General features: G+C 54.6%; 14 protein-coding genes, 1 other RNA gene and 1 pseudogene. 9 read left to right on the top strand and 7 right to left on the bottom strand.

Going from position 1 to position 14,242, the window contains the following annotated elements:
• Positions 1-45: 45 nt before the first annotated feature.
• On the bottom strand, positions 46-702 hold the full coding sequence (gene rpiA, locus N512_RS0103270) for a ribose-5-phosphate isomerase RpiA (RefSeq protein WP_025008999.1): 657 nt from the start codon (positions 700-702) through the stop codon (positions 46-48).
• A 290-nt stretch (positions 703-992) separates the two neighbouring features.
• Between rpiA and N512_RS0103265 the strand changes: the two genes are divergently transcribed.
• Positions 993-1,946, top strand: a complete 954-nt coding sequence (locus N512_RS0103265; protein ID WP_028779386.1) for a DUF808 domain-containing protein — start codon at positions 993-995, stop codon at positions 1,944-1,946.
• Between the two features lie 99 nt (positions 1,947-2,045).
• Here the strand turns inward: N512_RS0103265 and sodC are convergent, their stop codons facing one another.
• The 5 genes from sodC to zapA form a co-directional block, all read right to left on the bottom strand.
• Complete coding sequence (gene sodC / locus N512_RS0103260; protein WP_037474075.1) at positions 2,046-2,567, bottom strand: superoxide dismutase family protein; 522 nt, start codon at positions 2,565-2,567, stop codon at positions 2,046-2,048.
• A gap of 225 nt (positions 2,568-2,792) precedes the next feature.
• The gene (locus N512_RS0103255) at positions 2,793-3,251 is read right to left on the bottom strand and encodes a hypothetical protein (RefSeq protein WP_025009002.1); all 459 of its coding nucleotides are present in this window, start codon (positions 3,249-3,251) and stop codon (positions 2,793-2,795) included.
• 50 nt (positions 3,252-3,301) lie between these two features.
• The gene (locus N512_RS0103250; protein WP_028779384.1) at positions 3,302-3,958 is read right to left on the bottom strand and encodes a 5-formyltetrahydrofolate cyclo-ligase; all 657 of its coding nucleotides are present in this window, start codon (positions 3,956-3,958) and stop codon (positions 3,302-3,304) included.
• An 8-nt stretch (positions 3,959-3,966) separates the two neighbouring features.
• A non-coding RNA gene (ssrS, locus tag N512_RS23975) (6S RNA) lies at positions 3,967-4,147 on the bottom strand.
• A gap of 40 nt (positions 4,148-4,187) precedes the next feature.
• On the bottom strand, positions 4,188-4,496 hold the full coding sequence (gene zapA, locus N512_RS0103245; protein WP_025009004.1) for a cell division protein ZapA: 309 nt from the start codon (positions 4,494-4,496) through the stop codon (positions 4,188-4,190).
• A gap of 263 nt (positions 4,497-4,759) precedes the next feature.
• On the opposite strand from zapA, the gene N512_RS0103240 reads away from it, so the two are divergent.
• From N512_RS0103240 to N512_RS0103200, 8 genes are all read left to right on the top strand, one after another.
• Positions 4,760-5,341, top strand: coding sequence for a UPF0149 family protein (locus N512_RS0103240; protein ID WP_028779383.1), 582 nt, complete (start codon positions 4,760-4,762; stop codon positions 5,339-5,341).
• Positions 5,342-5,407: 66 nt separating this feature from the next.
• Positions 5,408-6,679, top strand: coding sequence for a 2-octaprenyl-6-methoxyphenyl hydroxylase (ubiH, locus tag N512_RS22120; protein ID WP_051472631.1), 1,272 nt, complete (start codon positions 5,408-5,410; stop codon positions 6,677-6,679).
• Between the two features lie 2 nt (positions 6,680-6,681).
• Positions 6,682-7,893 carry an FAD-dependent monooxygenase gene (locus tag N512_RS0103230; RefSeq protein WP_037474072.1) on the top strand — a complete coding sequence of 404 codons (1,212 nt, stop codon included), beginning with the start codon at positions 6,682-6,684 and terminating at the stop codon, positions 7,891-7,893.
• A gap of 250 nt (positions 7,894-8,143) precedes the next feature.
• A complete protein-coding gene (gcvT, locus tag N512_RS0103225; RefSeq protein ID WP_028779381.1) occupies positions 8,144-9,238 on the top strand; it encodes a glycine cleavage system aminomethyltransferase GcvT in 1,095 nt (364 codons plus the stop codon).
• A gap of 23 nt (positions 9,239-9,261) precedes the next feature.
• The gene (gene gcvH, locus N512_RS0103220) at positions 9,262-9,651 is read left to right on the top strand and encodes a glycine cleavage system protein GcvH (RefSeq protein ID WP_025009008.1); all 390 of its coding nucleotides are present in this window, start codon (positions 9,262-9,264) and stop codon (positions 9,649-9,651) included.
• Between the two features lie 114 nt (positions 9,652-9,765).
• Complete coding sequence (gene gcvP, locus N512_RS0103215) at positions 9,766-12,654, top strand: aminomethyl-transferring glycine dehydrogenase (RefSeq protein WP_028779380.1); 2,889 nt, start codon at positions 9,766-9,768, stop codon at positions 12,652-12,654.
• 398 nt (positions 12,655-13,052) lie between these two features.
• Entirely contained in the window at positions 13,053-13,394 is a 342-nt protein-coding gene (locus tag N512_RS0103205; RefSeq protein WP_028779379.1) for a hypothetical protein, read from the top strand.
• A gap of 92 nt (positions 13,395-13,486) precedes the next feature.
• Positions 13,487-13,870 (top strand): VOC family protein, encoded by a 384-nt coding sequence (locus N512_RS0103200; RefSeq protein WP_025009010.1) that lies wholly within the window; start codon positions 13,487-13,489, stop codon positions 13,868-13,870.
• 253 nt (positions 13,871-14,123) lie between these two features.
• Here N512_RS0103200 and N512_RS24605 read toward each other — a convergent pair.
• A pseudogene (locus N512_RS24605) lies at positions 14,124-14,242 on the bottom strand (IS110 family transposase); the annotation flags it as partial.

Below are 14,242 nucleotides of genomic sequence, written 5' to 3'. Positions count from 1 at the left end.
CAAAAAAGCCGCCTGCTGGCGGCTTTTGGCATTTAAGATTAAGGCTTACTTGATGGTTTTAACCCCTTCAGGGGTGCCCACCAGAAGCACATCGGCGCCACGGTTGGCGAACAGACCATTGGTCACTACGCCCACTATGGCATTAATCTGCACTTCCAGCTCTTTGGGGTTCAGTATCTTCAGGTTGTAGACATCCAGAATCACGTTGCCGTTATCTGTTACCACACCTTCACGATAGACAGGATCGCCACCCAGTTTCACCAGCTCACGGGCCACGTAGGAGCGGGCCATGGGGATCACTTCCACCGGTAGCGGGAAGTTGCCCAGCACATCGACTTGCTTGGTATTATCAACGATACAGATAAACTTGTCGGCCACGGCCGCAACTATCTTTTCCCGGGTCAGTGCGGCGCCGCCACCCTTGATCATGTCCATGTGGCCGTTGATTTCATCGGCGCCATCGACATACACAGACAGCTTGTCTACCGAATTGAGATCAAACACAGGGATCCCCAACTGTTTGAGTTTGGCGGTGGAGGCTTCAGAGCTGGAAACCGCGCCTTCAATATCGGCCTTTATCGTAGCCAGAGCATCGATAAAGTGGTTGACGGTAGAGCCGGTGCCCACGCCAACTATGCTGTCTTTCTCGACATATTCCAGCGCTGCCCAACCGGCCGCTTTCTTCATTTCATCTTGGGTCATAATGCCATCCTGTTGATTCTGACAAATTTACTTGAACTTGCCCTAGTATACTCCGAGTTGTAGTGAAAAGTGCCGCTCAATCTTGTCCGGAAGAATAGTTCTTGAAGTGCAACATAAGTTAAGAACTTTTTACTGCGCCCGCCTGCGCCCCTGCGCTACTATACGACCAGGGGGGAACGGCCAGGCTGATGTGGCAGTACTGCGCTGAAAAAGTGCACAGGTGCCGCTTGAATATGTCGCATACCGAACCTATTTAGAGCGCAAAATTGACCTGGTTTAAGGAGATTTAAATGGCTGGAGCGAGTCTACTGACTCTATTGGATGATATTGCCACCATCCTGGATGATGTGGCGGTAATGAGTAAGGTTGCCGCCAAGAAAACCGCCGGGGTATTGGGGGACGATCTGGCGCTGAATGCGCAGCAGGTAACAGGGATCAGCGCCGAGCGGGAGCTGCCCGTGGTATGGGCCGTTGCCAAGGGCTCTTTTCGCAACAAACTTATTTTGGTGCCGGCAGCCTTGCTGATCAGCGCCTTTATTCCTTGGGCAGTTACACCTCTGTTGATGTTCGGTGGCTTGTTTCTCTGCTTTGAAGGCTTTGAAAAACTCTGGCACAAGGCCAGTCACAGCAAGGCTTCTGCCGAAACAGACGATGAAGCCGCCGCCGAGGCCGCCATGAAAGAGGTCGAGGATATTCGCGCCTGGGAAGCGCAGAAAGTCAAAGGCGCGATACGTACCGACTTTGTGTTGTCGGCAGAGATCATCGCCATCACCTTGGGTATTGTGGCGGAAAAAGCCTTTATGACCCAGTTGGCCACTCTGTCTATCATTGCAGTGGTAATGACTATCGGGGTCTACGGCTTGGTGGCCGGTATCGTTAAGCTGGATGACGCCGGGCTGTATCTCTCAAGACGCAAAGGCGAGGGTTTTTGGACCCACAACCTCAGGCGTATTGGGCTTATGCTGGTCAGTGCTGCCCCCAAACTGATGAAGCTGCTTACCATAGTGGGCACCGCCGCCATGTTTATGGTAGGTGGCGGCATTCTCACCCATGGCCTGCATTGGGTCAGTGAGCAAATAACCCATGCCGCCAACTGGGTAGGCTCTTTGGCTGTGGCCGGCCCTGTGTTGGCAGCGCTGACACCTACCTTGCTCAACGCCCTGTTTGGCATTGTGGCCGGTGCCATCGCGGTGGCCTTGATGAGTATGGTGGAGCGTTTGAGAGGCAAGAGTGAAAGCCACTAAACGTGCCAAGCCAACAAAAGATCAAAGCTAAAAAGACATTGGCTTGAATTGAATTAAAAAACGCGGCTCAAGAGCCGCGTTTTTTGTGTTTGGTGCGGCTCAGTTAATCACGCCACAGGCCATACGGGAGCCACCGCCGCCCAGTGGCGCCGGGTGATCTGAATGGTTATCGCCTCCCATGTGGATCATCAGTGCCTTACCTTTGACGTCGGCCAGTTTCAACCTTGGTGCCAGCACAGGTGTGGAAGCCATGCCATCAGCATCGACATAGAGCGCCGGCAGATCGCCCTTGTGATTGTTATCTGTCCAGGGGTAACCGTGCTTGCCGCTGCCATCAGGGTCGAAGTGACCTCCGGCCGCGCCGCCCAATACCGTCTTACCGTCTTTACTGCTGGTGTCACAACTGCCATTTTGATGCACATGGAAGCCGTGAACGCCGGGCGTGAGTTGCTTGAGGTTGGGGGTTAACACCAGGCCGTAGGCGGAATCACTGAGACTGATGCTGCCTATGGGGCTTGGGCCATCGGCCGACAGTAATGAGATACTGACTTCTTCGGCGGCCAGTTGTGATGCGGCAAACACCAGTGACAAACAACCCGGGATCAGGATGGACTTTTTCATCGCTTGTTCTCTCCTTTGAGTGGAATTCCAAAAACGACAAGGCCGACTCGGCGGCATGATAATGAGCTGCCTATATGGCTTTCAGCATAGAAGCCGCCAGGGCAGAGTGCCAGCCGGCCTAATGTCTGGTGTTAACCTGCCCTGAGATTCAAGCCAACGCCATAAGAGGATTCGCCAATTCACCAAGATATTTCAGCAATAGCAATAAAAGCCTGGAGCCAGGTCTCAGTGTTGATCCAGCTTGGCCTGCCACAGGGCGCTTTGCTCCGTGGAAGTCAGTGAACGGCGGGCGCAGTAAAGGCTGATACCACAGCAAAGCGGCACTATCAGGAGATCCGAGGCATGAAAGCGCAGTAACAACCAGAGTGCCAGGCTATAAAGCAGTAGCGTAATCAGCGGAACCGGCAGCAAAAGCTGCCACTCGAAACACTTCCCCAGCCATCTGGCCCCCAGGCCCACAGCCACCGCCGGCAGCATATACAGCCAAACCAGAGTGCTGTTGCTGCTGGCCATAAATAGAAACAGCCACACAGCAAGAATGGCGCCCAGCAAGGCGCCGAGCAGCGCCTTGGGTTGTGACTGTTGCCGGCGCATATTTTGATAGGTTTCCCGCTGCATCTGCTGCTTAACCTTGGCCCGCTGGGCACTGTCCGGTCTATCAAGGCTGCGATACTGACGTGCCATACTTGCTTACTCCGCGACTTCTCAGGCTGATGTTATACCACTTTTTCGGGTCAAGATTCAGCCGTCAGAGTGTTGAAGCTATGCAGCTTGTCCGGGGTAACGATAAAGGGCAGCGGGATATCCCAGGGGGCGAGGGGCAGGGAGTCCACCAACTGCAGGGTATGGGCAAAACCGACTGCCAGCAATGGCACAGTTCGGGCGATTTGCTGCGCCGCGGCCAGTGTTCTGTCGTAGAAGCCGCCGCCCATGCCCATGCGGTTGCCCTGGGCGTCGAAGGCCACCAATGGCGTGAGGATGAGATCCAGCTCAGCCAAAGGCACCAGAGTACGGATATCCAGCCTGGGCTCGGGGATACCAAAGCGGTTGGCGTGCAGTTGACTGGAGAGTTGATAGCGCAGAAACAGTAAACGCCCCGGGGCAAAGGGATGAATGATCGGCAGACAGGTGGTTACTCCCCGTTGCCATAGCGCTTCGATAAGGGGAGCCGTGTCCAGCTCGCCGTCACAGCTAAAGTAGAGGGCGACTGTCTTGATTTCTCTGCCTTGGGCGCTCAGTTCATCGAGCAAGGTTAGAAACTGCTCACAACCCTTGAGGGCGGCAACATGCTGCTCGGCTTCGGGAATGGCCCTGCGGGCATGGCGAATGGCTCGCCTGAGCGTCTTGCAACGCGCATCACGGGTTTGGCTGCTTGAGTCTGTGTGAGTCATAAATGAGGATGCTCCCCAGAATGTCGATGCCGGTGTAGCCCTTGAACCGTAGGTTCAAGGCGGGTAAATGATTACATCCTAAGGCTTCTCGGTTCGCGCCGAGCATGCACAATGTCAGTAAAACATTCACCCTGAGATTAAAAATATCGGCACAGGGACATTACCAGCTGTCGCACACCCCAGGGAGCAAATTCTGGGTCGAACCTGTGAGGGTTCGTGCTATTTCAGTTTAATCCTCTCTTGCGCTTCGCTCAACCAATGCGTGCTCAAGAGTGGATTGCAGCAAACGGATTCTGTCATCCATTTGGCTCATATAATCTTGATTCTTCCGCTGCTCTTCATAGAGCTCATAGCCTATGTTGAGTGCGGCCATCAAAGCCATTTCCTCGCGGCTGATGGCGTTGGTGCGGGACTTTATCTTGCCCAGTTGCAGCTCCAATTTCTGCGCCACCGCTTGCAGAGCCTGTTCCTGACCCGGGGGACAGGCGATGGAGTAGGTGCGCCCCAACAGGGTGATATCTATGGCACTGTTACTCATCTTCCGCACGGGATCCTTTTCTTTGGCTCTGTGGCGGAATATATCTAGCTCAGCGTTAAAGTGCAAGACAAGCGCCGCTTTGTTGCGTTGGCTGCTGTTTCCCTGACCAGCTTGGTACAAATCCCGGCAGTAGATAACCGGCGAAGCCTGGATACATTGCCAAATGCACGACCTGGCTCGCAGCTTGGGTAAGATTCCAGTCTTGGTCGCCTTCCCTAACTCTGCTAGCATGACGGGGGTAAATTCAATACTTGGACAGCTTTATGGCAACCCCACCCTCATTACGTATCGAAAGCCTGCGCAGTGCGCTCGACAACGCCGACATAGGTCAGCATCCGGTTGAAGTGCATGGCGCTTTGGTGGGCCTGATTTGTGGCGGCGTGCCACAGCAGGAGCAGGCCTGGTATCAGCCACTGCTCGAGCTGATGAACGACGGCCAGCGCCTGCCCGACGAACTGACACAACTGATAACCGAACTTTTTGGCGATACCGTCAATCGACTGCAGGATCCTGACTTTGGCTTCACCCTGCTGCTGCCGGAAGAGGAAGAACCTCTGACAGTGCGGGTCGAAGCGCTCTCGCTCTGGACCCAGAGCTTCCTCACCGGCATCGCCATAATTCAACCGGGTTTGAATCAGGCATCGGAAGATGTTCGTGAAGTGATCAAAGATCTGGCGGAAATTGCCCAGGTAGAGTTCGATGTTGCCGACGATGACGAATCCGAAAGTGCATATCTAGAACTGCTGGAGTTTGTTCGCATGGCCGCCATTCTCTGCTATTCAGAGTTCGGCCCAGAGTTGCCGGATCTCGACGCCGAAACACAAGACAATAATACGCTGCATTGACAGGGCGCCCGTTCGCCCTGTCATTTCTGTGACGGCACCCATTGAGCGTGCCTGAGTAGAGGAAAGATGAACCCGCAAGTTGACGCCCAAGCTGTGAGTCAGGAATGCACTGAGCTGGATATCGCCATTGTCGGCGGCGCCATGGCAGGTGCCACCTTGGCATTGGGGCTGGCCGACCTGGCCAGGAAACTCTCCCGTCCGCTGAAAATAGCCGTTATCGAGGCCTTCGATCCCGCCAAGCAACATCCTGGTTTCGATGCCCGCTCCATCGCCATAGCCAATGGCTCAGTGTTTGAGCTCAAGCGCCTCGGCATCTGGCCTTTGCTTGAAGACCTAGGCACGGCGATAACCGATATTCATGTCTCGGATCGCGGCCATTTCGGCATGACAGAGCTCAACGCCGGGCAGTTTGCGCTGGACTCCCTCGGCCAGGTGGTGGAACTCGAGCGGGTCGGCCAGCGGCTGTTTGGCGCCATCGGCAACAGTGATATCCAGCTTTATTGCCCGGCGCGTCTTGAGAAGCTGCAAACCTCGGCTGCGGGCCATAGTTTAACGCTCAGTAACGGTCAGCGGCTTTCCTGCCGCTTATTGCTGGCGGCAGATGGGGTTAACTCCTCGGTGCGTGCCCAGCAGCAACAGGTGTTGCAGCAGTTTGAGTTTGGTCAGAGCGCGGTTATCGCCAATGTTGCTACCGACAAGCCCCATAATGGCATGGCCTGGGAGCGCTTCACCGAGCACGGCCCGTTGGCACTGCTGCCTATGGGGGACAGCGACGGCCAGGCCAGGCTCTCTCTGGTGTGGGCCTTGCCCCATGAAGAGGCCGAGCGGATGCAGGCTCTGCCGCAGGCCGAGTTTTTGCAGCAGCTGCAGCAGGCCTTCGGCTATCGAGCCGGGCGTTTTGTGGCTGTGGGTGAGCGCCACCGCTACCCACTGAGTCTCTCTTACATGCCAAGACCCATCTATCACCGCACGCTTTATTTGGGCAATGCCGCCCAGACTCTGCACCCGATAGCGGGGCAGGGGTTCAATATGGGGCTCAGGGATCTGGTCACTGTACTGGAAACGCTGGAGCCGGTATTGGCCGCAGGTGGCGACCCAGGCGCAGCCCAGGTGCTGCATGCCTATCATGCCGCCCGTGAGCAGGACAGACGCCAGACCATCAACAATATTGAGTTTCTGGTGCGCGGTTTTTCCAACAACTACTGGCCGCTGGTGGCCGGACGTAATCTGGGGCTCAGGATCCTCTCCTGGTGTCCACCTCTCAAGACCCCTGTGGCCCACAGAGCCATGGGGTGGCACAGGCAATCGGCTGCTTGTTTGTTTTCCAGGAGTCAGTGACGATGAATTTCCAAAGCTATGATGTAGCCGTGGTGGGCGGCGGTATGGTGGGACTGGCAACGGCCTGCGGTCTGGAGCAGGCCGGGCTCAAGGTGGTGGTGATAGATGCCGCCGGTGCCGCGCCGGTCGAGGGTGCGCCGCGCCTGCGGGTCAGTGCCATCAACAAGGCCAGCCAGGCGCTGCTCGAACACTTGGGTGCCTGGGCCTATCTGGACAAGTCCCGTCTCGGGCCATACAGCAAGATGGATGTCTGGGAAAAAGACGGCATGGGGCGCATCCAGTTTGATGCCCAAAGCCAGTGCGAGACTTCCCTTGGCACCATAATCGAAAACGATGCCATTCACTACGCCCTGGCCCAGCGAGCCGCAGAGCTGGAACAGCTGACACTGCTGGAACACACCCGGCTTGAGCGTATCGCCTTTGGTGAGCGTGAAGCCTGGCTGACGCTGGATAACGGCGATAACCTCAGTGCCGCCCTGGTGGTGGCTGCCGATGGCGCCAACTCCTGGGTTCGCCAGCAGTGCCAGATCCCGCTGACCTTCTGGGATTACGGTCATCACGCCATAGTCGCCAGCATTCGCACTCAGTTGCCCCATGGTGACTGCGCCCGCCAGGTGTTCAGTGCCGACGGCCCACTGGCGTTTCTGCCGCTTTATGAGAGTGACCTCTGCTCCATCGTCTGGTCGGTGCCGCCGCAAAAGGCCGAGGCCTTGCAGGCTTTGGATGATGAGGCCTTTTCCCGGGCGCTGACCGCCGCCTTCGATGGCCGCCTGGGCCTGTGTCAGTTGGAGAGTGAACGCCAGAGTTTTCCGCTGCGGATGCGTTATGCGCGCCATTTCGCCCGCCATCGTTTGTTGTTGGCCGGCGATGCGGCACACACCATACATCCGTTGGCGGGGCAGGGGGTTAACCTGGGTTTCCTCGATGCCGGCGCCATAGTGGAAACCGTGGCGGCATTGCACGGCGAAGGCAAGGATATCGGCGCCTATGGCGAGCTGCGCGCCCTTGAGCGCTGGCGCAAAGCCGAGGCGATGGAGATGATAGCTGCCATGGAGGGGTTCAAGCGGCTGTTTGCCGGCAGTAATCCTCTGAAGAAGGCGATTCGCGATCTCGGTCTCAACCTGGTGGACAATGTCGCTGGGCTGAAAACTGTGTTCATGCAACAGGCCATGGGACACAAATTCAAGCTGCCGCGTTTGTGTCGTCCTGAATAATCTTCATCCCCGGTTAGCCGTATGTGAAGGAAAACGCCCAAAAACAGTCGCTTTTGGGCGTTTTTTATACACACACTGTGATTTACTGTAAAAAAATTACAGGCAAACCATGAGAAAAATTAATCCATAATGGTTCGGATTAGAAAAATCACTTGTATACAAATTTGTGACGCAGGGTATAATTTCGCTGCATTTTAACTCAGTGTTGCCCCTGGGTGACACTGTAAAGCCCCGACTAGAAGGGATAACAATGGCTAATAAAACTGTACTCTTTAACAAGCACTTGGAAGCCAATGCCAAGATGGTTGATTTTCATGGTTGGGATATGCCACTCAACTATGGTTCGCAGATAGAAGAACATCACGCAGTGCGTCAGGACGCCGGTATGTTCGACGTCTCCCATATGACGGTTGTTGATGTCACCGGCAGCGACGCCAAAGCCTTCCTGCGTAAACTGCTGGCCAACGATATCGCCAAACTCAAGGTCTCCGGCAAGGCGCTGTACAGCGGCATGCTGAACCATGAAGCCGGGGTGATTGACGATCTGATCACTTATTATCTCGATGACACCCATTACCGGGTTGTCGTCAACTCAGCCACCCGCGAAAAAGATCTCGCCTGGATTGCCGAGCAGTCCAAGCCCTATGATGTCACGGTGACCGAGCGCCCTGAGCTGGCGATGATTGCCGTGCAGGGCCCCAATGCCAAGGCCAAAACCGCCACTGTGTTCACAGCCGAGCAAAACGCGGCCGTTGAAGGCATGAAGCCTTTCTTCGGTGTGCAGGCAGGCAGCCTGTTTGTGGCCACCACAGGTTACACAGGTGAAGCCGGTTATGAAATCATAGTGCCTGCCGAAGACGCCGAAGCCCTGTGGCAAGCGCTGCTCGAGGCCGGTGTTAAGCCATGTGGTCTGGGTGCCCGCGATACGCTGCGCCTGGAAGCCGGGATGAACCTCTATGGTCAGGACATGGATGAAACCGTTAACCCATTGGCCGCCAACATGGGCTGGACCATTGCCTGGGAACCGAGCGATCGTGACTTTATCGGTCGTGAAGCCCTGAGCGCCATCAAAGAGGCCGGAGCCGACAAGTTTATCGGCCTGGTGATGGAGCAAAAAGGCGTGCTGCGCCATGGCATGCCGGTATTCTTTACCGACGCCAACGGCCAAGAGCAGGAAGGCGTGATCACCAGCGGTACATTCTCACCGACATTGGGCTATTCTATTGCGATGGCCCGGGTACCGAACTCCATTGGGGATACGGCCGAAGTCGAAATGCGCAAGAAGCGCGTCGCTGTTAAAGTAGTGGCGCCAGGCTTTGTGCGTAACGGTAAACAAGCATTCTAAAACACGGGAAAGGAACAAGAATAATGAGCAATATTCCAAGCGAACTGAAGTACGCTTCTTCTCACGAATGGATCCGCAAGGAAGAAGACGGTAGCTACACAGTCGGTATCACTGAACATGCGCAGGAGCTGCTGGGTGATATGGTTTTCGTTGAATTGCCGGAAGTAGGCGACACTGTCAGCGCCTCTGAGGATTGCGCTGTGGCCGAGTCTGTTAAGGCCGCTTCAGATATCTATGCCCCTCTGTCCGGTGAAGTGATTGCCATCAACGAAGCGCTGGAAGACAGCCCTGAGCTGGTCAACAGCGATGCATTCGGTGATGGCTGGTTCTTCCGTATCATGCCTTCTGACCTGTCTGAGCTGGACAACCTGCTGGATGCCGAAGGATATCAGGCTGTCATCGACGAAGAATAAGCGTTGCTGAAAAACGAAGCCCTCCGGGGCTTCGTTTGTTTTACCACTAAATAAAGAGACTGGTACACCGCCTCCCTACGGCTGGATACCGGCGAACATGGAACAAGGTTAATCATGACCAAGCAAACCCTCACTCAGTTAGAGCAGCACGAACTCTTTATCCGTCGTCATATCGGCTCCGACGCCCTGCAGCAGCAAGAGATGCTGAACTATGTAGGCGCCGAGTCACTGGAAGATCTGACGGCGCAGATAGTACCGGAGTCGATTCGTCTGAACCGGGATCTGGCCGTGGGCGAAGCCTGTGGCGAAGCCGAAGGTCTGGCCTATATCAAGGGCCTGGCCAAGCAGAACAAGGTATTCAAGAGCTACATAGGCATGGGCTACTACGGCACTGAAGTGCCTAACGTTATTTTGCGCAATGTGCTGGAAAACCCGGGTTGGTACACGGCTTATACCCCTTACCAGCCGGAAATCGCCCAGGGTCGCCTGGAAGCGGTACTGAACTTCCAGCAGATGTCCATGGACCTCTCTGGCCTGGATCTGGCCTCCGCCTCGCTGCTGGACGAAGCCACAGCCGCCGCCGAAGCCATGGCGCTGGCCAAACGGGTATCCAAGGCCAAGAAAGCCAATATCTTTTTCGTTGCCGATGACGTGTTCCCGCAGACGCTGGATGTGGTCAAGACCCGCGCCGAATGCTTTGGTTTTGAAGTCGTCGTAGGCCCCGCCGAGGAAGCGCTCAATCATGAACTCTTTGGTGCCCTGTTCCAGTACAGCGGCAAGACAGGCGAGCTGAACGATCAGCGTGAACTCTTCGCCAAGCTGCGTGAGCAGAAGGCGATTGTGGCTGTTGCCGCCGATATCATGTCGCTGGTATTGCTCAAGTCTCCCGGTAGCCTGGGCGCCGACGTGGTCTTTGGCAGCGCGCAGCGCTTCGGTGTACCTATGGGGTATGGTGGCCCGCACGCCGCCTTCTTTGTGACCCGAGATGAGCACAAGCGTTCCATGCCTGGCCGTATCATAGGCGTTTCCAAAGACAGCCGCGGCAACACAGCGCTGCGGATGGCGATGCAAACCCGTGAGCAGCATATCCGCCGCGAAAAGGCCAACTCCAATATCTGTACCGCGCAGATCCTGCTGGCCAACATGGCCTCTTTCTACGCCGTATACCATGGCCCACAAGGGCTGAAGACCATAGCCGAGCGTATCCACCGCCTGACTGACATTCTCGCCGCCGGCCTCAAGGCCAAGGGCGTTGAGCTGGTCAACGCTAGCTGGTTCGACACTCTGACCTTCAAAGTGGCCGACAAAGACGCCGTGCTGGCCCGCGCCGTTGCCGCCGAGAGCAACCTGCGTATCGATGCCGAAGGCACTCTGGGTGTCAGCCTGGATGAAACCACTACCGCTGATGATCTGGCTGCCCTGTTCGATATCATCCTGGGCGCCGGTCATGGCCTGGATGTGGCGGTACTGGACGCTGAAATCCTTGCCAAGGGCAGTGAGTCCATCCCTGCTGCGCTGCTGCGTGATGAGGCTATCCTGACGCATCCAACCTTCAACAGCTTCCACAGCGAAACCGAGATGCTGCGCTACATCAAGCGTCTTGAAAACAAAGACTTGGCGCTGAACCACTCGATGATCTCTCTGGGTTCATGCACCATGAAGCTGAACGCCACCGCCGAGATGCTGCCTATCAGCTGGCCGGAATTTGCCAACCTGCATCCTTTCTGCCCGCTGGATCAAGCCAAGGGTTATGAAAAGCTGCTCAATGAGCTGTCTGACTATCTGGTGGAAATCACCGGCTATGACGCCATGTGCCTGCAGCCCAACTCGGGTGCATCCGGCGAATACGCCGGTCTGTTGGCCATCAAGAAGTACCATGAATCCCGCGGCGAGGGGCACCGCAATGTCTGTCTGATCCCTCAGTCGGCTCACGGTACCAACCCGGCTTCGGCGCAGATGGCGGGTATGAAGATAGTAGTTGTGGCCTGTGACAAGCGCGGCAACGTGGACATGGAAGATCTGCGCGCCAAGGCGGCCGAAGTGGCCGATAACCTATCCTGCATTATGATCACTTATCCTTCCACCCACGGCGTGTATGAAGAAACCGTCTCGGAGATCTGTGAGGTGATCCATCAACACGGTGGTCAGGTGTATCTGGACGGTGCCAACATGAATGCCCAGGTGGGCGTGACCACTCCCGGCTTTATCGGCGCGGACGTTTCCCACCTCAACCTGCACAAGACCTTCGCCATCCCTCATGGCGGTGGTGGTCCAGGCATGGGTCCTATCGGCGTTAAAGCGCATTTGGCTCCTTTCGTTGCCGGTCATACTCTGGTTAAGCCTGGCCGCGAAAGCGACAACAACGGCGCCGTTTCTGCCGCGCCTTACGGCAGCGCCAGCATACTGCCAATCAGCTGGATGTACATCAAGCTGTTGGGCGCCAAGGGCCTGCGTGAATCAACCCAGAACGCCATGCTCAACGCCAACTATGTGATGAAGAAGCTGTCAGAGCACTATCCTGTGCTCTACCGCGGCCGTAACGACCGTGTGGCTCACGAGTGCATTATCGATCTGCGTCCGCTGAAAGAAGCCTCCGGCGTGACTGAAATGGATGTTGCCAAACGCCTCAACGACTACGGCTTCCACGCTCCGACCATGAGCTTCCCGGTTGCCGGAACCCTGATGATCGAGCCGACCGAGTCTGAGTCCAAGGCCGAACTGGACAGATTTATCGAAGCCATGGTGGCCATCCGCGGTGAAATCGCCCGGGTCGAAGCCGGTGAGTGGCCTGCGGACAATAACCCGCTGCACAATGCACCACACACGCTAGCCGACATCATGGATCCCGCCTTCGACAGCCGTCCATACGATCGCGAACTGGCGGTATTCCCGAATGCCACAGTCAAGGCCAACAAGTTCTGGCCGACCGTGAATCGTATTGATGATGTGTATGGGGATAGGAATTTGTTTTGTGCCTGTGTGCCCATGTCTGAGTACGAGTAATTGCTGCTTGGACTCGCTACTGCGGCGTTAAATCTTGGCGCCAGTGCTCATTGACATCAGTCAACTGCGCGCTGGCGCCATCGATTTGCCTAGCATTAGCTTCGTCAGCTACGCAATTATGGTTTAGTGGAGTACATTAGTTAGGGCTTCATCCAATCATTTTCGCTGCTCATTTACTCAAGTAAACTGCGCGGCGAAAATGATCGGCTTCATTGTCTTCTCTTCGGCAGTGACGCCATTATTGCTGCTTGGACTCGCTACTGCGGCGTTGAGCCGTATCTGAAATTTTCCCTCTAATCCTGCAAAAAATACGATGCATTGACCACACTGCAACATCTCTAGTTACGGAATTACCTGGGGATTCCCTAGCCAAAGGTGTTATGTACTTTGGAGAAAATATGGAAGTAGTTGCTATTGAACAGCATGTCTCAGAATATCCAAATCCGTTTTATTTGAAGCAAGGCGATAAAGTCGAACAGGGTGAAATAGATGGCGAATTTCCCAATTGGATTTTTATAACCAATGATGCAGGTGAGCAGGGTTGGGCTCCAGTTCAATATATAGAAAAGGTTGATGGCAGCTCCGTGGGTATCATGCTTCAAGATTATGACAATGTTGAGCTCAATACTGCCATAGGTGAAAAACTGTCAGTGCTGTTTGAACTCAATTCGTGGTATCGAGTCTCGAGGCCAACGGGCGAAATAGGGTGGGTACCAGTACGCTCGGTACAACTTACGTAATAAGGTACCATACGTCACTTGGCCCTACGCTGGTACGGCCTCATTACACGTCGTTATGCCTTTCTAAGATATAAGTATATGGAGATAAAATTATGCCAAAGCTAGAGAAAATAGATCACATCCATATTTATGCGCCAGATCGTTTGAGTGCGGAGCAATGGTACAAAGAAGTATTAGGGTTCAATCGAGTTGAGTCACTTGAACGTTGGTTTTTAGAAGGTGGGCCATTAACGATTGAAAATGGTGGTGTTCACATTGCACTCTTTGAATCAGACACTTTAGTAAATACGACCGTGGCGTTTTCTGTGGATTCTACAAACTACGAAGAATGGAAAGCGCAGCTTGGTAATCATGGTGTTGATTTCAAAGAAAGTGATCATGCTCTGTCATGGTCTATTTATTTTAGCGATCCATATGGTAATCCGTATGAAATTACTAGTTATGAATACGAAGAAATCAAAAAACTAAAAAAATAAAGACATCCATCGTTAGCTGATTAAAGACTCTAAATAGCTTATATGGACACCTCTCCGATGCAAGCACCGGCAGGTCTCTTTCTGACAAAGTAGCCACACACATATATCCGGCTTCGTGAGCCCTGATGAACATCCGTACTCTCTGTCCTCATTAGTGCCATGGCTTTTAGCAGCCCAGCTATTTGTCAGGTTCACAGAGAGTCGGTTCTACCTGTCTGCACATCAACTCTTTGGACTTATTAAAATCAGTTAGTTACTTAACGATATACTCTGTTTTTTGGTTTATTAGCGCCCACGCTATTCGGGCATTTTTGTTAGCCAGCGCCACTACAGCTTTGTTTACGCCACTTCGGGCAATAATACCTTTCAGCC

The sequence above is a fragment of the Shewanella sp. 38A_GOM-205m genome (genome assembly GCF_000518445.1).
Taxonomy (GTDB): Bacteria; Pseudomonadota; Gammaproteobacteria; order Enterobacterales; family Shewanellaceae; genus Shewanella; species Shewanella algae.
This window is presented reverse-complemented; position numbering and strand designations above follow the sequence as displayed.